Below are 23014 nucleotides of genomic sequence, written 5' to 3'. Positions count from 1 at the left end.
CGATTCAGGCAATCAAAATAACAAGATAGGGGCTGACACATTGAACTTGAAGTCGAAAAGAAAGCTGTTGTCTGTTACGGCAGGTCTGGTACTCCTCACGAATTCGATCGCGGTACATCCTGCAGAGGCGGCCACGGGTAATTCATTAACCGGGCTGCCGGCTGCTCCGGCATGGGGACATTTCGTAGATACTTATAAGAATAACACACCTGTGAATACGGCGGTGTATTCCAACCCCTCGATCGGTGTTCTCTCCGGCTTCCTGGATCTTTGGACACCGGGCGCCACCTGGGATACCGGAACGAAGCTGAACAACGATGTGCTGGATTACAACATTCAATATGTGGCTGATCTGTCAAAGACCCGCACTCCGGCAGAGGAGCAGGCGGCGTATTACGATGACCGGCGGAACCAGACCTATGGAGCGGCTGACGGCCTTGGTCCGTTGTCTGAGGTGTACCGTACGATGTCAGGAACCTACACGACCATTAACAGCATCCCAGATGATGCGACTTCCGTGAAATACAATGATGGCAATGACAGCAACAAGGCCGGCGATTCCAGTTCCAGCTTGGGCAAAATGGTCGACCTGATCGGAATCGTCCGCGGCAATTATGCTTCAACGAGTCAGGCCAAGAAATTCTATAGCTACATGCGTCCATTCCGCTGGAAGGATACCTCTGTTATCGTGCCGACGCTGGTGCCGGCGAGAAGTAGTACGCCTGCCACAGACGGCGGCTTCCCGAGCGGACATACCAACGCTTCCTATCTAGCTGCGTTGGCTCTGGCGTATTCCGTACCTGAGCGCTTCCAGGAGCTGATGGCCCGGGCCTCGGAGATGGGCAACAACCGTGTCGTCGCCGGGATGCACTCACCGCTGGATGTTATGGGCGGACGGGTGACGGCGATGGCCTTCGCAGCAGGGGCACTGACAGACCCGGATAATACGGCGCTGAAGCAGGCGGCCTATACTCAGGCTCATGAAGTGCTGCTTACACAGACAGGTACCGCAGAAGATCGGTTCACCGATTATGCGAAGAATAAGGCCCAGTATACCCAGCGGCTGACCTACGGCTTCCCGCAGATTCACTCTAATACTGAGCCTGCCGTTGCTCCTAAGGGAGCAGAGGTCTTGCTGGAGACCCGCCTGCCTTACCTGAGTGCGGATCAGCGTAGAGCAGTTCTCGTAACAACGGCACTCCCCTCCGGTTATCCACTGCTGGATGATCCCGAAGGCTGGGGACGATTGAACCTGTTCGCCGCTGCCGACGGGTACGGTGCATTCGCTGAGCATGTAACGGTAGCGATGGACGCTGCGAAGGGCGGCTTCCACGCTGCAGACCGCTGGCGCAATGATATCTCCGGGACGGGCGGACTGACCAAGGAGGGTACAGGCACGCTTAAGCTGGCGGGCAGCAACACGTATTCCGGTGGTACAGAGGTGAACGCAGGTGTCCTGGAAGGAGACTCGGCAACAGCCTTCGGCAAAGGGAATGTGACGAATACCGGCGGTTCTGTAGTTGAGAACGTCTACGGTAAAATGGTGATCGGCGGCAGCTTCACCCAGGCCTCCGAAGGTACGCTTGTACTGGGCCTTACTGGAGCAAACGATATCCTTGAGGTTAAGGGTGCGGTGAAGGCTGACGGGAAGCTGAAGGTGAACTTCGGGAACAGCTACGTTCCAGGCAGCGGCCTGATTCCGCTCCTTACGCATGGCGTCAGCCAGCGCAGCGGGCAGTTTACTTCCGTGCAGGTTGAAGGATTGCCAAGCAAATATAACGCCCAGGTAGTGTACCTGAGCGATCAGATCGCGCTTAGTATTACAGATACGACAAGCGGAGGAACTGGCGGCGGTAATCCAGGCGGAACGCCGGGTACTCCAGCTGGAAATACCGGCACGGTACCAGGGACCACCGGTACCACTCCAGGGAATGGCAGCACTACTCCTGCTGAACCGGAAAAACAGCCACAGAGCGGCGTTAACCCGTTCCAATCCGGAGTGGTGAGCAGAGAAGCGGTGTACAAGACCGTGACTGAAGCTATTACAGCCACGAAGAATCAGAGCATCAGCTTCAAGGATACCGCAGGACACTGGGGCAGCAGCACCATCGCTACAGCCGTGAAGCTGCAGATCATCAGCGGCTATGCGGACGGCTCCTTCCGTCCTAATGCACCGGTGACCAGAGCTGAATTCGCAGCGATGATCGCCCGTTCCTTCGGGCTAGGCACTACATCGGCGGCCTCTAAATTTGGGGATACTGCCTCCAATTGGGCGGCAGGCTATATCGGTGCCTTGGCCGATAAAGGCATCGTAACCGGCTACGCAGACGGCAGCTTCAAGCCGGGAGCGACCATTACCCGCGCTGAGATGGTCACGATTATCGGCCGTGTGCTTGATCTCGGTGTGCTCCAGACTGGCATTCCGGCGAGCTTCAAGGATGTCAGCAGCAGCTACTGGGCAGCTAACGCCATCCGCCAGGCCACTTCTGCTAACCTGGTGAAGGGCATCTCTGCTTCAGCGTTCGCTCCAAAGAGTCAGGCTACCCGCGCCGAAGCGGTGGCCGTGATTATCCGCGCGCTGGAGAGCGACAGTTCGGTTAAGGCTTTGATGGCGGGCTTGTAAGCTGCAACTGAGTGACAGGAGTAAGTAAGTCTTATGAATAGGATGCAGGAAGTACAAGCCGCTGGCTTGTGCTTTTTGCTATGGTTACGGCCACTTAGCCACTTTGGGTGTCGTTTCGCGTTCAATCATCACAATGTGGGCATATTTGACAAATTCAATCTACAAGTGTAATGTATAGAACAGAGCTTGTATTTACACTTGTAGATTGAATGCCGCCGCCACGGAATGGAGCTGTTATGATGAGTACAACCCCGAAGATTTCAGAAGCTGAATGGGAAATTATGAAGATTATCTGGGAGCATCATCCGCTCACCTCGGAACAAATCACCCGGCTCCTGCCTGCATCTGTGGAATGGAGCGAGCAGACGGTGCGCACCTTCGTCACCCGGCTGCTTAAGAAGAAGGCGATAGCGTATGAGAAATCCGGCCGGAGCTATCTCTATTATCCGCTGGTGTCAGAGAATGAGTGTGTCCGGGCCGAGAGCCGCTCCTTCCTGAAGCGCGTTTTTGGCGGAGCTACCCAGTTAATGGTGACCAGCTTCCTGGAGGATGTTGAGCTGTCCAAGCAGGAGATTGAACAACTCGAACAGCTGCTCAAGGAGAAGAAGTCGCAGGGCACCAGCGGCAACTCAGGTAAGCAGGAATGAATATGGTCTACGGATGGTTTGCCGGTATAGCAGAACAGACATTGGCGGCAAGCATGGTGATTCTGGCCGTGTTGTTCATTCATAATGTTCTGCGGAGATTCATCAACGCCCGGGTGCGTTACCTCCTGTGGTTGCTTGTTATCGCCCGGCTGTTATTGCCTGCTGTACCGGACAGCCCTGTCAGCATGTTGCATATTCTCGGCAATAGTAAGCATTTGTTAACAACTATCCTGGACAAGGGGCCGGACACCGGAGCTTCTAAGGGTGATTATCAGGAGCTTGCGCCCGGAGAGGGAGATCAGGCTATATATCCGGCTAATAACACCGCTTGGGATGCACAAGGGCAGACAGACACAGCCCGGCAGAAGGATGGAGCGGCAACGGATAACCGCAGCTCTGTGCAAGCCGTAGACTATCCGCTCTGGTTGAAGATAGGCACAGGGATCTGGCTGCTGGGCGTCATGCTTATGCTGCTGAATGGACTCCTGTACATAAGGCGGATGCACCGCGAACGCAGACGGCTTAGACGGGTGAATGCCCCGGAGATTCTTAAGGTGGTTCTTGCCACCAGACGCCAGTTTGGAATAAGGAGAGCGATACCTATCTATACCGGAGGTTCCGCTAACAACCCATATCTGTCAGGACTCCTGCGTCCTTGGATCTTTGTCCCGGAGCAAGCTCTGCGGGAACTGGATGCTTCCCGGCTGCGGCACATCCTCGCGCATGAGCTTGCCCACTGCAAGCGGAGGGATATGCTGTGGAACCTGCTAGGGAGCCTAGCCGCAACGATACATTGGTTCAATCCCCTGATGTGGCTGGCGATCCGGCGGATGAAGATCGATCGGGAGGTTGCGTGCGACGCCTATGTGCTGGAGGTATTGGGAGAAGAGGAGGCAATTGATTACGGGCTTACTCTGGTAGAGTTCCTGAAGCGCTTCTCACGAGTCCGGGAGCGGAGGGGGCATCTTTATTTCTCTAACCCGCACCAGCGGCAACAGATTCGAAGAAGAATCAGTATGATTCAATCTTTCAAAAAAGGCTCCTACCGCATCTCCGCAGCAGCTGTAATTCTGGTCGCTCTGCTCAGCATCGTGATGCTTACAGGTGTCTCTGGGGAACCCGGTGACTCTGCTGTCACGGAACCTGTGGCCAATTCCGCTGGTACTCATGCAGAAGGCGTTGCTGCGGGGGAACGCGTAGAAACGCCAACGGATCAAGGAGAGACACTGATGCCGTTAACGAGCATAGGTGCACAACAGACGGAGTATGTGACCCGGCATAATCTTCTGGTGCCGATGAATGTGGAGATTGAACAAGACGGTTACCAGGTCAACATCACAGGCTTCATGGCAGACAAGAATCAATTGATTCTCTTCTATACTGCGAGAGTGGACGGCGGTAGGTCACTATTCTCTGACGGTCCTCATTTCGTAGAATGCATCATTACGGATGGTATTACCGGCAAGGTGATTAACGGCCGGACCCACGCGCTGGTCAGCAGCAGCAGCCCGGAGCAGCATATTAAAGATGCGATAGCCAGACTTCCGTTCAGTACTCCTTTGACGGACCCGCCTTCAAAGATTAAGGTAGAGTTCCATTTACGCACACTGGGAGCCAACGATTCCAACATTCAGGAGTCTCCGGCACTTCAGACCACCTTCGATGTGAGGGCAAGTTACTGGAAGCAGGAGTCGCATACCATAACATCGCAAGAAACGCTTAACGTAGCGGGACACAAGATCAGAGTGAAATTACAATTGACACCCTTAACAACCATAGCCACTTTTTATTCAGATGAACCTTTGTTTAAGAATAAGGAATTTATGAAATCTTTCCATGAGAAGTACGGTTCTCCATTCCTGTGGTGGAGCAAGACTGGAACGGGAGACTATAGGCAGCAGCCAGGCACTTCATCAATTACGTTTACAGACTATGAAATGAAGATGGTTACAGAAAGCTATTATTTGTTGGATAAGCTGCAATCTCTGCGGCTGGATTTCATGAAGAGTCCGGCGAAGCTTACTGGAATGAAGGATCTTGAGCATACATACCAGATGACCTTTGATGTCCCCGGACAGGATCAGAGCTGATCCGGATGAAACAACCAACTTATATTGAAGGAGAGTGTAGTAATGAATAGCATAAAGCGGGATACAATGGAGATTAAACATACGGCACAGACGCATCCAGGACAGGAACAAAAGCAATGGTCAGCGCCAAATAAACGGCGTTCCTCCAGGAACCGGCTATCTACCGCCATCGTCGCAGTCATGACAACCGCAGCGCTGGTGCTTAGCCCTTTTGCCGTGACAGGTCAAGCTTTGGCCGCCTCGGCAACCGCCGCGAAACCGTCGGCAGCGCTTGCCCCCTTTGTAAATCCCGAGATTCAGGGTTATCGACAGGTTGAGTATGCCATCAAACACAATCTGGTGCAGCCGCTGAACACAGTCGTCAAAAAAGACGGTTATCAGCTGACGGTGAACGGCCTCATCGCAGACAAATATGAGCTGATCATCCTTTTTACAGCCCAAGCCGACAGTAAGAGAGCATTCGTGTTCATGCCGCCAAAGGGTCATAGTCTCCAATTGTCCGATGCGATTACAGGCAAGGTCATCAGTGGCAAGAAATTCAATGATGCTCTAGTCATAGGCGCAAGTCCGGCAAAGAAAGATCATATTCTATATGGAATTGCTAAAATCCGGTTAAGCAGTCCATTGACCACGCCTCCCAAAAAAGTAGCTGCTGAGTTTCAGCTAGGCACCTTAACCGCCATTGAGCTGAATCAGTTAAAGGCGCTGGATGCCGAAATGCTCGCTGCCGCCGAAAAGGCCCATGCGGACGACCCGGACCAGACCTCATCGTTCAGCTACAGTCCTGAACTGCTGAAGAAGTATGATGCAATCAAGTCCAACGTGAAGTATAGCCCTGTGCTGAAGGTGGCTTTTGATATCAACCCCAAGGTCTGGAAGCAGGAGACCCGGACACTGACGCCGGAGGAAACGATTGATGTGGCAGGGCATAAGATTAAAGTGAAGCTGGAATTGACACCGTTCACGACTGTAACCACACTATCCTCAGACGAAGCTTTGTTTAAAAACAGAGAGTTTATGGAGACCTTCTATATGGAATATTACCCATCGCTATTGGTCAAGAACGGAACCGGTGATTATAAATCGCAAGAGGGAGCTTCTACCTATACCTATGCAGACCATGAGATGAAAATCGTCTCAGAGAGCTACTTCTTCTTGAATAAGCCGCAGTCGCTTCGCCTGGATTTCACCACTATGAAGGAGAGTAAGATTACACAGCAGTTAGTTGTTGATTTGTCTAAGCAGTAAATTACAGGCTATCTGAAGTGTCTTAGGGCCATCCGTGAAGGATGGCTCTTCTTTTGTCGGGTACAGGGTGTGCGGGGAATGTCTCTTAAGCAGGGCATGTTATGGGCAGGGATGTGATAAAATACAGGGACATGACAAGATGAGACCGATGGAGGAAATATGTTAATTCAACTGATATGCGTAGGCAAATTGAAGGAAAAGTATCTGACGCTTGGCATCGCGGAATATGCTAAGCGGTTAACGCCCTACATCAAGTTCCAGATGATTGAGGTGGCGGATGAGAAGGCCCCTGATAACCTCAGCGACGCAGAGGTTATTCAGGTGAAGGTGCGCGAGGGCGAGCGTATCCTCGCGCAGATTAAGAGCGAGGCGCATGTCATTGCGCTCGCGATTGACGGCAAGCTCTGGAGCTCGGAGGAGCTTGCCGCCGAGATCGACCGGCTCGGCACCTACGGGACGAGCCATGTCGTCTTCGTCATCGGAGGCAGCCACGGCCTCTCCGATGAAGTGATGCGCCGCGCCCAGCAGCGCATGAGCTTCGGCCGCATGACGCTGCCCCACCAGCTCATGCGGCTGGTGCTGGTGGAGCAGGTTTACCGGGCAGTGAAGATTAATCGGGGGGAACCTTATCATAAGTAGGGTAAATTTTTGACTCAAAACCAAAATCATGGGTTGATTAAAAGAGGGCCCTAAGCGGAGAAGGCAGAGGGATTCTGGAGAAACGAGTGGCCACCTTTAAAGAACGATTCCCATCCTGAACGTCTTATCTCAATAAAGAATGACATACAGAGCTACCTTTACAGGCCTGTTGATTAACCAGAATATGTAACTCAAATTAATCCGTACTCAAATGTAATCAGACGATGTATGCTTATCGTCCATTCAATCGGTAGTCTATCCAGAAGCAGCAAGTGAGCAAATCGAACAAAAGAAAAATCAGCATGACGAGAGAATCCTTGCTTTGCCCCATCAAATAGCCATTTGAGTAGCACAAAGACGATAAGTGCTGAGAAAAGTTGGCCATACACCGCATTTTCCGTCGTGCCAAATAACGTGGGAATATTTAAATGTTGTTTGATCCAGCGAAAGAATACTTCAATCTGCCAGCGAGCTTTATACATTTGGGCGATTTGTTCAGCTGTAACGCCCATGGTCACGACGCGAATTTCCCTACCTTCAAAATCATGAAAGATGATCACACGATGACGCTGCTCTGAACGACACTGAGGCGTTCCCAGTTGGCAGGTGATGTCACGTATGACCGGAGAATCAGCAGTGGCTTGACGCCGCAGCGCATAAGGTTTTTCTAAATGAACATTGTCGCGAAGCCGAATGACGAAGGACTATCCATCTTGTTTGTAGCGATCCAATCGTTCCAATTTGCCGTAAGCACGGTCCATTATCATAATAAAGTCGGGGTTTTCCAAAGATTCGCATACAGGGCCATCATGCCTTGCGCCAATCGTTTCCGTGACACCAAGCGGCTGTCCGTTTTGAGCCTGTAGGGCGACATGCAGTTTAACCGCAGCCCGTTCTCCGTGGTAGGGAGCCCAAGGCAAGCGAGTTTTCCCGACTGTCATCGTAGTAGAATCGATCAGCAGCAATTCTTTCGGAAAAGCCAGCTTTCGCCGGGTTTCACGATTACATTTGCGGACAAGCAGTTGAAACAGTTCTTTAAATACAGCAAACGGAACATCTGCTGCTTTACCGGAAAAACAGGAATAGTGAACTTGAGACAAGCCGCTACAAGCGGCATGATCCGCGCCGAAACGATACCCTGACCATTCTTCACTGGCTGCGGCGCACCAATATTCAAGCAAATGATAAACAGTGAATTTTCGCGCCTTATCTACATAGTCAACCGTTTGGACGATGGATTCGACTTCTTCGGGTGTAAGGACAATTTGAAGGATGGGGAGAATCGTGTTAGAATTTTTCATGGAGTCGTCACCTTCCGGTTCGTTTGTAGGGGTACAAACATTTTACCGGGTTGACGGCTCTTTTTCTACCATTTAGCGGTTAATCAACAGGCATGATTTGGACAAAATGTAAGACTGACGCTGTATCGGCACATAAGAACGAATTAGAGCACAGGGGAATATTCCCCTGTGCTCTATCTACATTTCTCGCTGCTCTAACCCGTCTGCCTGCTCTACTCCGTCACCTTGCTCTGATTCGCCACCCCGCGGGCCTTGTCCTGAACCTCTTCCGGCTCGCCGAGATAGAAGCGGCTGATTGGCTTCACATCGTCGTCCAGCTTGTAGACCAGCGGAACCCCTTTAGGGATATTCAGCTCAAGCAGCGTAGCCTCATCCAGATTTTCCATGAACTTAATCACGGCGCGCAGGGTGTTGCCATGTGCGGAGATCAGCACCCGTTCCTTCTTGCGGATCAGCGGCACAATGCGGTTGCCCCAGAAGTCACCGACACGGTGTATGGTATCCTCCAGACTCTCCCCCCGGGGAATATCGCCTGGTCGCACCTCTTTGTAGCGGATGTCATTACGTGCATAACGTGGATCATCCGGCGTAAGCAGCGGTGGCCGCGCCGACAGGCTGCGTCTCTAGATATGCAGCTGCTCGTCTCCATATTGGACTGCCGTCTCGCTCTTGCTGAGTCCCTGCAGCGCTCCATAGTGACGTTCATTCAGCCTCCATGATTTTTGTACGGGAATCCATAACAGCAAGCCTGTACCAGTGAGGGGTATATAGCTGGACAATTCAGCTGTCACAGCGAAATCTGACTCTGAGCGCAGGGATGTAGGCTGTAGTTTATAGTCGCACAATTTGTACATACGCAAAAGGCTGCCAGCCTAAAGAAGACTGGTAGCCTTTTGTTATGCTTAAAGCCAATTTACAGCTTCATTAAGCAACTTGATGCTTCTTAAATCCCCTATAGGCAATAGGCATTAGCAGAACGGTCACAATAAAGGAAACGCCCACCATAACTAAGTGACGCGGGAGAATTTGACCGAACAAATGGTACACTTCATAATGGGTGATCGCTTCATAACCATCCATAATTTTGTTGGGAAGAAGTTGTATAAGATGATTAATGGTTCTGCTGCTCTTGCTGTATGGGATGAACATTGAACCAAAGAGAATGGCAACAGACCAGATCATCACAGGGAATGGCGACTTCAATCGGGATGACAATACTAGCGTGATAGACATCATCATCAAACATCCCAAATAGCCAATTAGAGCCGTCCACACAAAAGCTTCAAGGATTGTCATTGGAAAAGGAGCTATCAAACTTAATATCTGTACATTTGAGTTCCAGCCCGCCCACCCATAAACACCTAATGTGATTAGGATGTATGACAGAATGCTGATGCCATATAGTCCAGTTGTAAACAGAATACTTGCTTTTAATTTTGCATGTATCAATTTGCTTCGGCCATAACGGGATGAAAGAATTACCGCATCAGCCCCGCTCTGATATTCCGATGCGAATACAGGAGCGATGCAGATAATCATCACAAAGGAAATCGCTAAAATCATGCCTGATGCATTATTTAATACATTTTCCCACCCACTTTTATAATTAAGTTTAAAGGGAGTGCTAATCTTCTTATTTAACTTCAAAAAATAGTCTTTATCCTGGTCAGAGTAATTTCCGTATGTATAATCCATGTTGAGATATTCCTTGACTTTCTCTGTACGCTTATCATAGAAATGAACTGCGTCCAATCGTGTCAAATCATCAATAATATAATGATTATAATCGTTTAACGGCGAGAATCCCGTCCGAATCAGGCTAAGGATAAGGTTATCCTTAATTTCATATTTAGCATATGCCCCGTCTGTGATCTCTTTTGATTTAGGATCCAGGTTATCCGAATTCCCCCTAACCTCGTGATAACGATCAATCGCACCCGCAATTTTATTGGCATCCAGGGCTCCTGTATGCTGTAAATCATATTGTTTTTTCAAGCGAATTGCTTGAAGTCCGGTTACCGTTTTTCCAGTTTCCTGCGGTATCCGTTCCGAGAAAATATTGATCATCGTTACAAAAATCAGCAAAACCAAGAGAATTAAAGCAGCCAGAAGAAATGATTTTCGCTTTATAATTTTTCTCAATTCAAAGCGTGTTAACCTATCCATCACTTACACCCCCCTGCTTTTCTTAAGTTTGTCCTCTTGCTCATCTTGAAAATGATACAGGTAAAAGTCTTCAAGTGTGGGTGCGACCAGTTGAGCCTCATCTGCCGGTTTCTTACTGGATACGATGCGCATTTCGACCTGCTCCCCTTCATGACGCAAGTTACTTACACAATATCGAGAATTCCACTGATCGACTTCCTTAGCAGGCACACTGCAACGCCACACAAAGCCGTCCATGCTGGCTGTTAATTCCCCGACGGTACCTCTCATCATTAATTCTCCCTTTTTCATAACCAGAATCTGATCGGCGATGTACTCCACATCGGAAACAATATGAGTAGACAACAGCACAATTTTGTCACGGGCCAAATCTGCAATCAGGTTGCGAAACCTCACCCTTTCCTTAGGATCCAGGCCCGCTGTGGGTTCGTCCAGAACCAGCACCTTGGGTTCATTCAGCATGGCCTGAGCGATACCCAACCGCTGCCGCATACCGCCGGAGAACGTGCGAATCTTCTTGCTGGAAACCTCAGATAATGCTACAGTCAGGAGCAGTTCCTTCGTTCTGGCTTTGGCTATTCGCATAGGCAGCCCTTTAAGAGTTGCGACGTACCACATAAATTCCTCAGCGCTAAAGTCGGGATAGTAACCAAAGTCTTGGGGAAGATACCCCAATAAATTCCGATATTCCTCTCCCATTCCAATAATTTCTTTCCCATTCATCTGAATCGCCCCGGATGTGGGATTTAAGATACCACAGACCATTCGCATGATCGTTGTTTTACCGGCGCCATTGGCTCCAAGCAGCCCGTATACACCACTTGTAAATTTAATGCTAACCTTATCGACAGCTAGTTTTCCAGAAAACTGTTTACTTACCCCTATTAAGGTCAACTCCAGCAACTTTCTCCCTCCTTAACCTCTCACTATATTTTTAATAGATACGGTATCCAAACTGCGGCAAGACAAACGCAACTTCCGTACCTCTAGGACAAGCCCGAACATAGACAGCAGCATAATGACGACCCACCCGCCCATAGACGACTTATCGTACAACTGCAAAGATGGAACAAACGATAAAATTACTTGAATCAGCACCTGCGCTCCTATAAAAACCAAGCAGTAGATTCCGCAGTCTTTACTTCGCGTTCGGCTTAGAATAGACAAACATCCCAAACATGTCAGTTGAAACGGCACAAGCAGGTACATGAAGATTAAGCTAATCTCCTGTTGTAATCTAAAGCTAAAAAATATAGATAATAAGAATATACAGAGAACATCGACCAGGCTCAGCAAACTCATACGGGCGAGCATAAGCTTCTCCAACGAGTGCTTGGTGCTTAGCTCAATCTCCATCATCGTGAAACTAAACGAACGAACAAGCACTTGAAGGCCGGCTACTACCAGTAAGGGAGAGGCAATGGAAACGAACATCAGTACTTGCCTCCCATTACTCCAGAAGGAACCAAATGACAAGACATGATTCAAAAGCCAACTCATCATAAGAACAATGAAGAGATGTAAGATCCACACCTTTTTGCTGATAAAATGAAGTTGGGAACAATAAAATTCCTTCCATGATGTTCTTCTGCTTTGTTGGGTATCATTGAATATCTGTTGGGCCCCAGCTATTGTATCCTCCATCCGTTGAAGATCAACCGGAGGTGAAGGGAAGTTTCTCAGCATAACTTGAACGGGGCGATGCTTTTTCACCATCTATTTCCTTCCTTTCCCGGTATTGCTTCATAGCATTTAATCCGCGTTTTATCTTATATTGCACCACCCATTGATTCATCCCTGTTATTCTCGCAATGTCTTTGTACGTTAGATCCAAAGTAAAACGCATAAACACCAGTTCCCGCTCATCCTCTGCCAATAACTGAAGCAACTGATGTACGATTTGCGCATTGTCCACTTGCTCTTCCATCGAGAACGTCTCGCTTACTAGACTGTCGCTCCTTTCACGGTCTTCCATTAGCTGATTTCTTCTTTTGATCCGCAGATAATCCCAGCATACATTCCGAGCAATAGTGTACAAATAAGCAAGATATTTCCCTTCATGCTTCAAGCAATCCGTATTGCGACAAAAGCGAAAAAAGGTTTCTTGGGTCAGATCTTCGGCATCATCCATACTCCTGATTTTCCAATAGCAGTATTTCTGTATGCTCGAATAATGGCGTCTAATCAGCAGTGTGAGGTATTGTGATTCTCCTTGTCGAATACGTTTTATCCATTCTTCTTCCTCCAACCCTTCCCCTCCTTCCTACTATGTATAACTCTTCAGCCGGATAAAAAAGAGAAGAAATCATGTGTATATTGTGTGAACAAATCAAACGGCATATGATTCCGCTTGCATCTGATACAACTGTGCGTATACTCCGTTGAGTCCTAATAGTTCAGTGTGATTCCCTTTCTCAACTACTTCTCCCGACTGCAACACTATAATCCCATCAGCCATAGCAGTGTTCACAAAACGATGAGTGACCATCAAGCATAACTTGCTCATTCTCATTTCCTGAAAACGTTCATAAATCTCATGCTCTGCAACCACATCCAGGGAGGCCGACGGCTCATCAAGAATCAAAATTTCGGATGACTTCATCATAGCACGTGTTATTGCCAACTTTTGCCATTGTCCTAAAGATAAATCTATACTGCCGGACCATTCTTTTTGCAGCTTGGTTGAGTACTGCTCTGGAAGTCTTGAAATAAAAGAATCTGCACCCGAAGATCTGGCAGCATCAATAATCCGTTCGATATCATCAATATGTTCCGGGTTACCTAAACCGATATTCGTTTTTATGTCAAAAGGATACTGAATGAAATCTTGAAAAACTGCAGAAACATGCTTGTAATACGATTCTTGGTTGAGGGTGTTAATGTTGACCCCGTCAATTAGAATCTCTCCTTCTGTGGGCGTATACAAGTTTAGCAACAGCTTGATCAAGGTTGTCTTACCTGAACCATTCAAGCCAACAAGGACATACGTTTGATTTGCTTCCAATCTAAGGTTGATATTCTTGAGGACGTATTGTTGGGTGTTAGGGTAAATGAAGGATACATCTTTAAACTCTATTATCTGAAAGTCAATAGGGAACTCCCGGTCAGATTGTTCCTCCTCGGTTGATGTCTCCAACAGTTCAAAAATACTTTGCATATATAAACTATCTTCATAGGCAGTAGATAACAAGGATAAGATATTTGATACAGAATTTTTCAGATTATCCACAGCAGTAACATACATAGTTATAGTTCCTATGGTAAGTTTATTTTGAATTGAAAGTAGAATGACTAGTATCTTTATGAAGTAAAAAATCATTTGGTCAAGACTCTCAACTAACGAAGTTTCAAATAAGAAACGTTTTCGGATCTTTTTATCTTCGATTAAATATTCGTTCAATGTTCCCAAGATAACACTTGTCAAATAAGCATAGGATTTATATATTTTCAACTCTTTCACATTCTGATTTTTGATAGAGATAGATTTTAGGTGTTTGGCAAAACGGTTTCGCTCAAATCGTCTGTTAAACACATCGAACCACTTATTCAGGATTTTTATGCTAATATAAAACATTGGAACCGCTGAAATGATGCAAAGAAAAACAACTGATTTGCTGAAGTAGAGTAAAATCCCCACAATCCCTAGCAAGCTAGTTGAATTCTGAATAAAGCCTACCAATGTTTGCAGGATACTTATACTTCTAGTCAAAGATTCATCATTGGCCTTTTGAATTCGATTGTAAGTATCTGAATTATCAAATTGATCCATATTCATTAATGGAATTTTATGCAGAATTTCACTAGTAAGTGTTTTATTCAAAATCGCCGAATATATATTTTGCATATAAGTGGAAATGTTTCTCAAAAGGGAACCCGACAACGTTAATAAAAAATGAACAAACAACCAAATATATATGTCTCCCAAGGAACTTCTCTTTTGAGTGATTACATTTGCAATTTGATCAATAACCTCCTTCCAAACCCATAATTTAGAAGGAATGATCAATCCTGAGCTAAAATCAATGAGTAAAATCAGGGTAAAACTTGCAGGGCTTGCTTTCCAAAGCAACGCGATTGTTTTCATAAAAATTCGGCAGACAGTTTTTATTTTTTTCATTGTATCTCCTCCCTAAAAGGAGTAAGTTTGCTAATCATGACGAAATGACAATTTTACACGGCCCAGTGAACACCCAGCGGCTATACGCTCTAACATCATCAGGTTTAATTCGGCTTAAGATTGTTCTAATTTGTCGATAATGCTGACGCGTAATATGAACAGGCTCATCGTAGAAAAAGTTTGCTGATAAATTTTCAAAAATATCATCGTGATCTGATGTATCCGGTTCACTAGTGAAATCCTTCAGAAGCTGCTTGGCCTGCCGGAACTCAGCTTCTGAAAACTCATAATACTTTAAAAATTGTATTGTCTCTTCAGCAAATCGCGAAACATTGTCCACTTCATTCGAAAATTTAAAGGTAAATACCGTGAAATAGAAGAATTCTGTAATATGTTTGTCAGACACCAAGTTTTCTATAAATAGACTATTATAACCAGAATCAAAAATGTAACTATCAATTTTAATTTTGCTAATGATTTCAAATAGCATCCTTATTATTTTTTTTGGTAGGTCTAGTGTTTCATACGTTCTTTGGATAAAAAATTCTACTAAGGTGAAGTCATTTGAGTTTTTAAGGAGAAGTGTACGGACATTTTCATTTTTCACAACTTCAAGTACTGATCTAATAGGGGGAAGATGTTCTGAATATACTAAATTATTCATAACAGGGAGTATTAAACGCGTAATTTCACCAATGTCCAAACCACTTTGAATAATTAGCGCGCAATTGTCCTTGGTATAAAATGAATGCATAAAAGACACCGCATCCTCAATTTTAAATCCTTCAATATCTTTTATATTTCCAACAGGCAGTACATTTACCAGGTTATCTGTAATAAAGTAAATTATTTTCTTCTGCCAATCCCAATGACTTTTCATATTACGGCATTCATCAAGAATTTCAGATCTTGCAATCTCAAACACATCTTCTTCTAGAACTGATCTACTGAAGATCCCTCTCAGGATTTCAGAGAATTTCATAACATTGATTGATGAAGTGGGAAAAGAAATGTGCAGCACCGTTTGCCCATAGTTAGTGTATCCCGAAAATTGAAAACCTGCTTTAATATACTTATCGTTTCTTTCAGCAATGTTGGCTTGATGAAGTCGGTATGACAAGGAGATATGTTCAACTAAATGGGCCATCCCATTGAATCCCGCAGTTTCAATCTCACAACCAGCTTTAATACAGATAGAGGCATAAGTCCTTGGATAATTCCCTTCCACAATGTACACCCCAGGTTGTTGAAAAAAAGTAATTGTATCATTCATACTAAATCCTCCACTTGTAGAATCACAGTACTAAGAGGCAATCTGAATCTCTCCAGATCGCCTCTTCATCATTTGCATTAGTATTAGCCATTTGCTTTATCGTAATTAGAATTGCTATTAGTTTCAGTGCTATTGCATGCACAACCACAAGGACCGCCGCCCCATACCCAACCTCTCCAAGAACCGCTGCTATGATTTTCTGATGCTTCATTACAAATACAATTACAAGCATGTGCTGCTGTTACTGCATTATCTTGCTTACGAAACAATGGATTTACAACTTCCATGGTTTTACACCTCCTCCCTTAGAGTTCTATATATTAGACTCTCCTATAATATAGAGGAAAGAAAAATATCATTAGAATACTCGGGCATTCTTTAAGAACTCCAGTTTTTCGGGAGATGTTTCACGTACAGCATGATAAAAAACGAGATCTTCAAGAATAGATTTCTTTTGAGAACTACACTGCTTTCTTTTGTTCTCTCGGTGAAAACCCGATTCTGTATAACTGTCAATGTAGCATGTGGAACATAATCGTATCGCCCAGCAATTTTTGCAATTCTCAATCGTTCCTCTAGAGTAATCCTCGACATAAAAATTGTGGATACGACCAAAGTCGATACCGTCAAAAATATTACCAATAGAGGGAGAATTGCCGACACGCTCACAAATATATAAATCACCCTTAGTATTTACATAAAGCCTTCGTGCCCCAGGGACACAACATCCATTGAATGGATAAAATTCAGAAGGTTCGTCTGCGACAAACCGGTTCTCGACATCTATTAGAATTTTTTCCACCAAGGCCGCATAAATTGTATTTTCTTCCTCCCGAATAGAAGGATGCTGCTTTATTTGGTCAGTCATCCAATCCCACAAAGGATTGATCATATTTTGCTCATCTTTAGGTACTTCTTCTATACTTAATTTAGTATCGGGTATACTACCTTTAGCGGCATACGTAATATTTATATCTATCCCTTTAGGTAAGAAGGTTAATTTCTGAAAAAAAGAATTGATATCATCTAATTTTTGCTGAGAGTAGGGGGGAGCAAATACAGCATTTATGGACAATACGTTCCTGCTGTTTTTGAATGCTTCGCATAATAGCTCTAAACCGCGAATAGCTTTTGAAAAGCTGCCATATCCATTACTGTACTTTCTATAAGAATTCTGTACATATTCTGGTCCATCGAGGCTGCACACAACACTCAAATTAGGCACTGCGGCCAAATACTCGGCAATATCTTTAGTGACAAGTGTTAAATTAGTCGTTAGGGAAAAGGAGAGGGCTTTTCCGCTCATAATATCAAGAGAGTATTCAATAGACCATTTTAACAAATCAAATCTTAATAAAGGCTCTCCTCCGTAAAAAGTTACCGCAGCTTTTTCTTTTGTGTGCTGGGCGGTATAATCGATTGCTGCTTTCGCTACTTCAATCGTCATATCATCATCATTGAAATTCCGGTTTAAATCACAATCTTCGTTGTATATACAGTATCCACATCGCAAATTACATCGACCTGTAAGTTCCAGAATCAACTGTCTGAACTCGCTATTCACCTGGCGCTCCAAATCTTCATAATGCCCAAGAGTATACAGCTTGTCCGGCTTAAAAGCGCGAAAAAGCTTTTCCTCAGCGACAGCAAGCCCAAATTTTTCAATGGCCCGGCCATTCAGTACTTCCTTCAGATCATCAATACTTTTAATTTCAGACCGGTTAAACAAAGCATCCATAATTTCATAAGAATCTTGGTCTAAAAGAAGCACTTTCCCCGTGCCGGTATCATAGAAGTATTTATTATTATTTGTTGCAAACATCTTCCCCATTCGTTTCAGCTCATGGTCGCTTTTCAATGTCAACAATCTTTCTATTTCAACGTGCTGTTGCAGTACACTCATCTTACTGCTCCTTTCTGAACTCTATGTGACTTAAGAACAACTTGTTATTTAATTCACAAACTTCAGCATAGTACTGAGCTACAAACTCAATATAACATGCAATTTATATATTAAATTGAATCCATATGTGAGAGTCGTTATTTCCTATGTTAACGTAAATAATGAATAATATTACATAAAATTGTCTTTTTTTAAATAAATAATGTCGTAAAGTCCCACTATATACTTTATTATGTTAGTTAAATACATTTTTCCCTGGAGTGTGAGAACGATTGTTTAACATAGCGATTTGTGATAAAAATAAAGAAACTCATGATCTTTTAAAATTCTTCTTTTTGAGGTTCTCTGTAACAAGTCGATTCTTATTTAGTATAGATTATTTTTTCTCGGGGGAAGAATTGCTTAACCACTACTGTAAGAACAGTAATTATTTATTCCATGCTATTTTTATTGAGATTGAACTTTCTGGTATGGATGGATTAGAAACCGCACGCGAGATACGTTCATTTCCTGATCACAATGTGCAAATTATTTTTATTGCTCACGACCAAAAATATATGTTGAACTGTTTTGATGTTCAAGCTTTTCAATACATCTTAAAACCTATAGTATATGATTTGTTTCAGGAAAAGTTACTATTGTTGTGTCACTATCTTCTCTCATTAGTCCATCATTTTCTCTCCGTTAAAGTAAATAATGAACAGCTCATTCTTAGAACTTCAGATATTGTCTCCTTAGTCAAAATCAAGCATGAATTATGCCAGAACAAAGTTGAAATCTCCTTAGTTCAGAAAAATGATCCGATTGTAGTATCAGGTACACTATCAGGATATGCAGAGAAGCTCAACCCCGCACAATTCCTGCTAATTCATCGTTCTGTTATTGTAAATCTGAATTATGTGCATAGTTTTACCTCTGATAGAGTTATAATGTCCAATCTAGTTCAGTTCCCCATTGGACGTTCATATTCCAAAAAATTTAAAGAACTGCACTTCTGACTGTTTTATCAAGTAGAGTAAGTAAGATGAAGAACTACTCCCCAGAACTCCCATCAAACTACGCAAGTGGATTTCCCACATCCGCCTTTCCTTCGCCAGCCCTACATCCTTAGATCTATAAATGAGCAAAAAAGGATACAGAAAATCCCAATTGAAGTTAGGCCAATTTAAACTGCTCACAAACAACATGAAACGGAATGCCTTTCTGACCGCAATCGTAGACAAACTGAAGCCGATCCAGTTGGACTTGCTTACGAACAGCACGTAATCCATCTCCAAATGGACAAGGCTATCCCAAACCGGTGGTACAGTACAAATGTGTCCACGCCAGTAGCGTCCACAGGCGGGTAAAAGCGGTTGCTGAGCGTACCTGGTACGTGTCGAAACCTAGGCTATTCTTGGACTGGCGAAAAAAATTTCAATCGGCCAACGCTTGCTGTAGTACTTTGAGAACGTTTCCGTATCCAAGGAGACATAGGTGCATAAAAAAGCACGTAGCGCTTTGGGCACGCCAAACGCTTGCTCCGGCTAGCACAGCAGAACAGCGGCATTTTCTATATCGTTTAGGGCGCCTTCGTATAGATACGTCCAGTAAGAAGATTCGTTCACGGTCACTAGGCGAACGTCTTCTTTGCGGATGTGGGCGGAAAAATCCTGTACAGAAATGGAGCGACCGAGCCTAGGGTGAGTAACTTAGCAGGTGGAACCCCTGCTTGGAAAGGCGAAAGCCACGCCACCAATAGCGAGTCTTGGAGCGGCAAGGGTAACCCTGCCGTTTAAGCGTAGACAGTTAGGATGCAGGCCTGAAAGTGATGGAGCCTCGAAACGCAGCAAACGGGAAGGTCGACGGGCTCATTTCCCCGGAAGACAACATGACTCCAGCCGAAAAGGCGAGGATGGAGGAGCTACCCCGGGGTTGAAGAGCCAGGCATGTATACCCATGGTTACTCAGCAACTCGGGAGACCCTGGCGCTCTTCTGCGAGAGAAGTACTCTTTAGGAACCTTTGCAGGAGTATGGCAAACAAGCCGTAACACGTAAGAATGCCAAACGGCGTTCAGGGAGTCGTATTGCCGCATAAGACCTGTGAAACCCCTGTAATGGGGGCGGAGGAAAGGCAGGCGACACCCTAATCAATCTTGGTAAGGACACATTGGCCACACACAGAGGTGGGGAAAATGGAAACAAAATTAGCAAGAATAGCAGAAATGGCCAAACCACAATTAAAGGGCACCCACACGAATGCCTTTAAGGGGGAAACATATGACAAGGATGCCTGGGGAGAATTCTCACTCTGCCCAGTAAGAAAGAAAATGCCCCTTCCGCTATTCTGGCGGATGGGGCATTTTCGATTGGAATGAACAGACCTCACGATCCGAGAATGATCAGATAGCTAAAGCGTTGTTTATTAAAACGGAAGAGGCTGATCGTAAAGTAGTAGAGAGAGTTGCGGAAGTTGCTGCTAACCAAGGATCCACGCACACAAGTTGCTCTTGCATGGTTGCTGCAAAAAGAAGGGATCACCGCCCCAATTATCGGTTCGACCAAGACCAGCCATCTCGAAGATGCCGATTTGGCGTTGTAGGTTAAATTGACACCTGAAGAAATTACCAGGTTAGAAGAACTTTATGAACCACATTCATTAGTATAAATTGGACACACTATACAACAAATCTCCCACGAAAGGGGAGCCCACAAAAGGTGTTTGTAACACTTAAGAATTCTACGGCAGTTTCAAAAGCATGCCGCTTCAGCTATCGCGGTCAACCGTACCATAAGTGAGAACTTCGAGAATCGCATCATAAAAGGCTTCGGCGATCCGCTTGTAAAGCAGCGGTTGACGGAGCTGTTTGAGGAACGTTATCCAAATAGCAAAGGGGAAGAGAATTAAAAGCCTCCCGCGCCTTCGCTTGGGCTACGCCCTTCGCGAAGGCAACAGCAGACCCTTTTCTTCAGCGTCCCGATGCAAATTCCTACTTACACAAACTTCTTGACGGTATCATGGATTTCTACATAACTTATTCCTTTCTGTTTTACCAAGCCACAACTCCACGCTCATCAAAAAAGCCACCAGTCGGACCATCACTAAGTATTGTGGCAAGCTCCACTACAATGGAAGCTGCTTGTTCGACTGAACGATATCCACTATTACCATTTAAATCGGTAGCTGTAAATCCAGGGCAAACGGAGTTGATTTTAATAGGAGAATCGCTTAATTCTTTAGCAAAGGAAACGGTAAAAGCATTTACAGCCGTTTTAGAACTATTGTAGGCGAGCGAATTCGCATTATAAAATTCCGACGTTGAGTCTGAATTCAAGGTTAAGGAACCTAATGCGCTGGAAAGATTAACGATTCTTCCGGCAGAAGAATTTCTGAGCAATGGAAGCATTGCTTTAGTGACAGAAAATACACCGAAAACGTTTGTCTCATAGGTACTCTTGAGAACAGACAATTCCAATTCACTTGGAGAGGTGTTTTCTTCGAAAAACACGCCTGCATTATTAATCAAGATATCAAGCAATCCATACTCTTGCTCAATCCATTCTGCTGCGGAGAGAACGGAGCTGGGGTTCGTGACATCAAGAACCACTGTTTTAGCTTTAATTTTCTCCTTTTCCAATAACGTTACGGCCTCATGTCCTTTATTTTCGCTTCTTGCTCCTATTAAAATCTCATACCCCATATTTCCCAATTGTCTTGCTGTCTCAAAACCGATACCTTTGTTTCCACCTGTAATTAATACGATCTTAGATTTATTCATAAAATTGCCTCCCTACATTCTTGTTTTAATACGGCCGCGTTTACCGCATGAGATAAGAATATCAAGGAGACGAATACATTTCTTTGCCTACAAGCTCATTCTATTTGTTTATTTAGCTCATTTTTAAGCCTCTTTAGGCGTCCTTCTTCAACCTCAGCTGCCGTCTAAACTCTGACGGTGGAAGTCCGAATCTTTCCTTGAATACTTTGGAAAAGTGAGCGATATTTTCGAATCCGGTCGAAAAACAGATATCAGTAACAGATAACGCTGTTTCCGCTAACAGTTCCTCGGCTTTATCCAGCCTTCGATTGCGAACCCACTTGAGCGGGGAGGTGTTGTATATTGCTTGAAAATCCCTTTTGAACGCCGCCAGGCTTCTGCCAGACAAATAGGCCAGGTCGTTAAGGGAAACGGGATTCATGAAGTTCTCCTCCATGATCTTTGTGATGCTGTCTCTGTCCTTGCTTATGGGTTGCATCATTTGATGCAACAAACGATCATTCGAATCTGCTATGTGAAACAGCAATTCCATCAGTTTCACACGAACCAGTCCTTCTTGGACTTCGTCAGGGTGCTCGAAATAGGGTTTTAACGACTCGATATAGCTTCCAATGCGGTCATTGATCGGAAAGACTGTTATCGGAACAACATCATTCACGAGACAAATCGGTTTTAAACCAGCGAACTTGAGGAATTCATCTACTATCTTCTCGTTCAGGAAAAACATCATATAGTCGAGGATGTAATCGGAATTGGGTTCACCCGCTTTCTCGTACTCGACTCCCATTGATTTATGAATAAACATCATTTCGTTGCTCCGCATCGTATATTCTTGATCACCGAAGCGAACTGTATAGACACCCGACTTGACGATTAGCAGAAGATGATCCTGCAAAAAAAAGGTTCCTTTTATGCCTTGCGTGTAAAAACAGATTTCGATAACGGACATCCCATCCAGCTTCAAACTCCCTTTTTTATTCGGAAACTTTACCAGTTCAATAGGCACCTTGACCATTTTGCTTGATCTCATAGTCATGGACGTCCCGCCCTACTTGTACCTGCGATTACTCTAGTTTCCATTTCTTAATCATCCTTTCGGTTATGCCAGTCTGCGCTTACCTGTAGAATAATTTTCTTGACAAACGTTTCAACACTTATCCTTTTAGTATAACTGGAACCCGGCGAGAATACTTTGCTGAAAAGCTCAAACGACTTATTCATTTAGCTCCAAACGAGCAAGTTTTCCTG

The 23014-nt window shown here is 45.1% G+C and carries 18 protein-coding genes and 2 pseudogenes; 8 read left to right on the top strand and 12 right to left on the bottom strand.

The window, feature by feature from the left end; all coding sequences use genetic code 11:
- Nucleotides 1–106: 106 nt before the first annotated feature.
- From NST43_RS31105 to rlmH, 5 genes are all read left to right on the top strand, one after another.
- Nucleotides 107–2623, top strand: coding sequence for an S-layer homology domain-containing protein (locus NST43_RS31105; protein ID WP_339225570.1), 2517 nt, complete (start codon nt 107–109; stop codon nt 2621–2623).
- A 239-nt stretch (nt 2624–2862) separates the two neighbouring features.
- Nucleotides 2863–3270, top strand: coding sequence for a BlaI/MecI/CopY family transcriptional regulator (locus NST43_RS31100; protein WP_339225569.1), 408 nt, complete (start codon nt 2863–2865; stop codon nt 3268–3270).
- Complete coding sequence (locus tag NST43_RS31095; protein WP_339221366.1) at nt 3267–5360, top strand: M56 family metallopeptidase; 2094 nt, start codon at nt 3267–3269, stop codon at nt 5358–5360. Before NST43_RS31100 ends, NST43_RS31095 begins: the two co-directional genes overlap by 4 nt.
- 42 nt (nt 5361–5402) lie before the next feature.
- Entirely contained in the window at nt 5403–6608 is a 1206-nt protein-coding gene (locus tag NST43_RS31090; RefSeq protein ID WP_339221364.1) for a DUF4179 domain-containing protein, read from the top strand.
- Nucleotides 6609–6767: 159 nt separating this feature from the next.
- The gene (rlmH, locus tag NST43_RS31085; protein ID WP_339221363.1) at nt 6768–7247 is read left to right on the top strand and encodes a 23S rRNA (pseudouridine(1915)-N(3))-methyltransferase RlmH; all 480 of its coding nucleotides are present in this window, start codon (nt 6768–6770) and stop codon (nt 7245–7247) included.
- 191 nt (nt 7248–7438) lie between these two features.
- On the opposite strand, the pseudogene NST43_RS31080 reads toward rlmH, so the two are convergent.
- The 10 genes and pseudogenes from NST43_RS31080 to NST43_RS31035 all read right to left on the bottom strand — a co-directional run bounded on the left by NST43_RS31080 (nt 7439) and on the right by NST43_RS31035 (nt 18007).
- Nucleotides 7439–8548 (bottom strand): annotated as a pseudogene (locus tag NST43_RS31080) (IS4 family transposase).
- 212 nt (nt 8549–8760) lie between these two features.
- The gene (locus tag NST43_RS31075; RefSeq protein WP_339225568.1) at nt 8761–9162 is read right to left on the bottom strand and encodes a 2,3-bisphosphoglycerate-dependent phosphoglycerate mutase; all 402 of its coding nucleotides are present in this window, start codon (nt 9160–9162) and stop codon (nt 8761–8763) included.
- 9 nt (nt 9163–9171) lie between these two features.
- Nucleotides 9172–9339, bottom strand: coding sequence for a hypothetical protein (locus NST43_RS31070; protein ID WP_339221362.1), 168 nt, complete (start codon nt 9337–9339; stop codon nt 9172–9174).
- A 133-nt stretch (nt 9340–9472) separates the two neighbouring features.
- Nucleotides 9473–10714, bottom strand: coding sequence for an ABC transporter permease subunit (locus tag NST43_RS31065; RefSeq protein ID WP_339221360.1), 1242 nt, complete (start codon nt 10712–10714; stop codon nt 9473–9475).
- A gap of 3 nt (nt 10715–10717) precedes the next feature.
- Nucleotides 10718–11617 (bottom strand): ABC transporter ATP-binding protein, encoded by a 900-nt coding sequence (locus tag NST43_RS31060; RefSeq protein WP_339221358.1) that lies wholly within the window; start codon nt 11615–11617, stop codon nt 10718–10720.
- Nucleotides 11618–12368: 751 nt separating this feature from the next.
- Nucleotides 12369–12962: an RNA polymerase sigma factor gene (locus tag NST43_RS31055; RefSeq protein WP_339221356.1), complete on the bottom strand. Its 594-nt coding sequence runs from the start codon at nt 12960–12962 to the stop codon at nt 12369–12371.
- Nucleotides 12963–13043: 81 nt separating this feature from the next.
- Nucleotides 13044–14831, bottom strand: coding sequence for an ABC transporter ATP-binding protein (locus NST43_RS31050; RefSeq protein WP_339221355.1), 1788 nt, complete (start codon nt 14829–14831; stop codon nt 13044–13046).
- A gap of 34 nt (nt 14832–14865) precedes the next feature.
- Nucleotides 14866–16104: an insulinase family protein gene (locus NST43_RS31045; protein ID WP_339221354.1), complete on the bottom strand. Its 1239-nt coding sequence runs from the start codon at nt 16102–16104 to the stop codon at nt 14866–14868.
- 83 nt (nt 16105–16187) lie between these two features.
- Nucleotides 16188–16391, bottom strand: a complete 204-nt coding sequence (locus NST43_RS31040; RefSeq protein ID WP_339221353.1) for a hypothetical protein — start codon at nt 16389–16391, stop codon at nt 16188–16190.
- A gap of 71 nt (nt 16392–16462) precedes the next feature.
- Entirely contained in the window at nt 16463–18007 is a 1545-nt protein-coding gene (locus NST43_RS31035; protein WP_339221351.1) for a radical SAM protein, read from the bottom strand.
- Nucleotides 18008–18279: 272 nt separating this feature from the next.
- On the opposite strand from NST43_RS31035, the gene NST43_RS31030 reads away from it, so the two are divergent.
- The 3 genes and pseudogenes from NST43_RS31030 to NST43_RS31020 all read left to right on the top strand — a co-directional run.
- Nucleotides 18280–19005 carry a LytTR family DNA-binding domain-containing protein gene (locus NST43_RS31030; protein ID WP_339221349.1) on the top strand — a complete coding sequence of 242 codons (726 nt, stop codon included), beginning with the start codon at nt 18280–18282 and terminating at the stop codon, nt 19003–19005.
- Between the two features lie 1177 nt (nt 19006–20182).
- Nucleotides 20183–20365 carry a hypothetical protein gene (locus tag NST43_RS31025; protein WP_339221347.1) on the top strand — a complete coding sequence of 61 codons (183 nt, stop codon included), beginning with the start codon at nt 20183–20185 and terminating at the stop codon, nt 20363–20365.
- Nucleotides 20355–20655, top strand: a pseudogene (locus tag NST43_RS31020) (aldo/keto reductase); the annotation flags it as partial. The gene NST43_RS31025 and the pseudogene NST43_RS31020, both read left to right, overlap by 11 nt.
- Nucleotides 20656–21037: 382 nt before the next feature.
- Here the strand turns inward: NST43_RS31020 and NST43_RS31015 are convergent.
- Nucleotides 21038–21766: an SDR family oxidoreductase gene (locus NST43_RS31015; RefSeq protein ID WP_339221345.1), complete on the bottom strand. Its 729-nt coding sequence runs from the start codon at nt 21764–21766 to the stop codon at nt 21038–21040.
- A gap of 133 nt (nt 21767–21899) precedes the next feature.
- Entirely contained in the window at nt 21900–22802 is a 903-nt protein-coding gene (locus NST43_RS31010) for an AraC family transcriptional regulator (RefSeq protein ID WP_339221343.1), read from the bottom strand.
- Nucleotides 22803–23014 lie beyond the last annotated feature (212 nt).

Source organism: Paenibacillus sp. FSL H8-0332 (genome assembly GCF_037963835.1).
Classification (GTDB): Bacteria; Bacillota; Bacilli; order Paenibacillales; family Paenibacillaceae; genus Paenibacillus_AQ; species Paenibacillus_AQ rhizoplanae.
The sequence above is the reverse complement of the archived record's forward strand: the minus strand, read 5'-3'. Positions and strand labels throughout refer to the sequence as shown.

Bases quoted from the DNA above. Each gene is read 5' to 3' on its own strand.
- NST43_RS31100 (WP_339225569.1), top strand. From the start codon at position 2,863: ATGAGTACAACCCCGAAGATTTCAGAAGCTGAATGGGAAATTATGAAG.
- NST43_RS31095 (WP_339221366.1), top strand. From the start codon at position 3,267: ATGAATATGGTCTACGGATGGTTTGCCGGTATAGCAGAACAGACATTG.
- NST43_RS31090 (WP_339221364.1), top strand. From the start codon at position 5,403: ATGAATAGCATAAAGCGGGATACAATGGAGATTAAACATACGGCACAG.
- rlmH (WP_339221363.1), top strand. From the start codon at position 6,768: ATGTTAATTCAACTGATATGCGTAGGCAAATTGAAGGAAAAGTATCTG.
- NST43_RS31065 (WP_339221360.1), bottom strand. From the start codon at position 10,714: ATGGATAGGTTAACACGCTTTGAATTGAGAAAAATTATAAAGCGAAAA.
- NST43_RS31050 (WP_339221355.1), bottom strand. From the start codon at position 14,831: ATGAAAAAAATAAAAACTGTCTGCCGAATTTTTATGAAAACAATCGCG.
- NST43_RS31045 (WP_339221354.1), bottom strand. From the start codon at position 16,104: ATGAATGATACAATTACTTTTTTTCAACAACCTGGGGTGTACATTGTG.
- NST43_RS31040 (WP_339221353.1), bottom strand. From the start codon at position 16,391: ATGGAAGTTGTAAATCCATTGTTTCGTAAGCAAGATAATGCAGTAACA.
- NST43_RS31035 (WP_339221351.1), bottom strand. From the start codon at position 18,007: ATGAGTGTACTGCAACAGCACGTTGAAATAGAAAGATTGTTGACATTG.
- NST43_RS31025 (WP_339221347.1), top strand. From the start codon at position 20,183: ATGGAAACAAAATTAGCAAGAATAGCAGAAATGGCCAAACCACAATTA.
- NST43_RS31015 (WP_339221345.1), bottom strand. From the start codon at position 21,766: ATGAATAAATCTAAGATCGTATTAATTACAGGTGGAAACAAAGGTATC.
- NST43_RS31010 (WP_339221343.1), bottom strand. From the start codon at position 22,802: ATGACTATGAGATCAAGCAAAATGGTCAAGGTGCCTATTGAACTGGTA.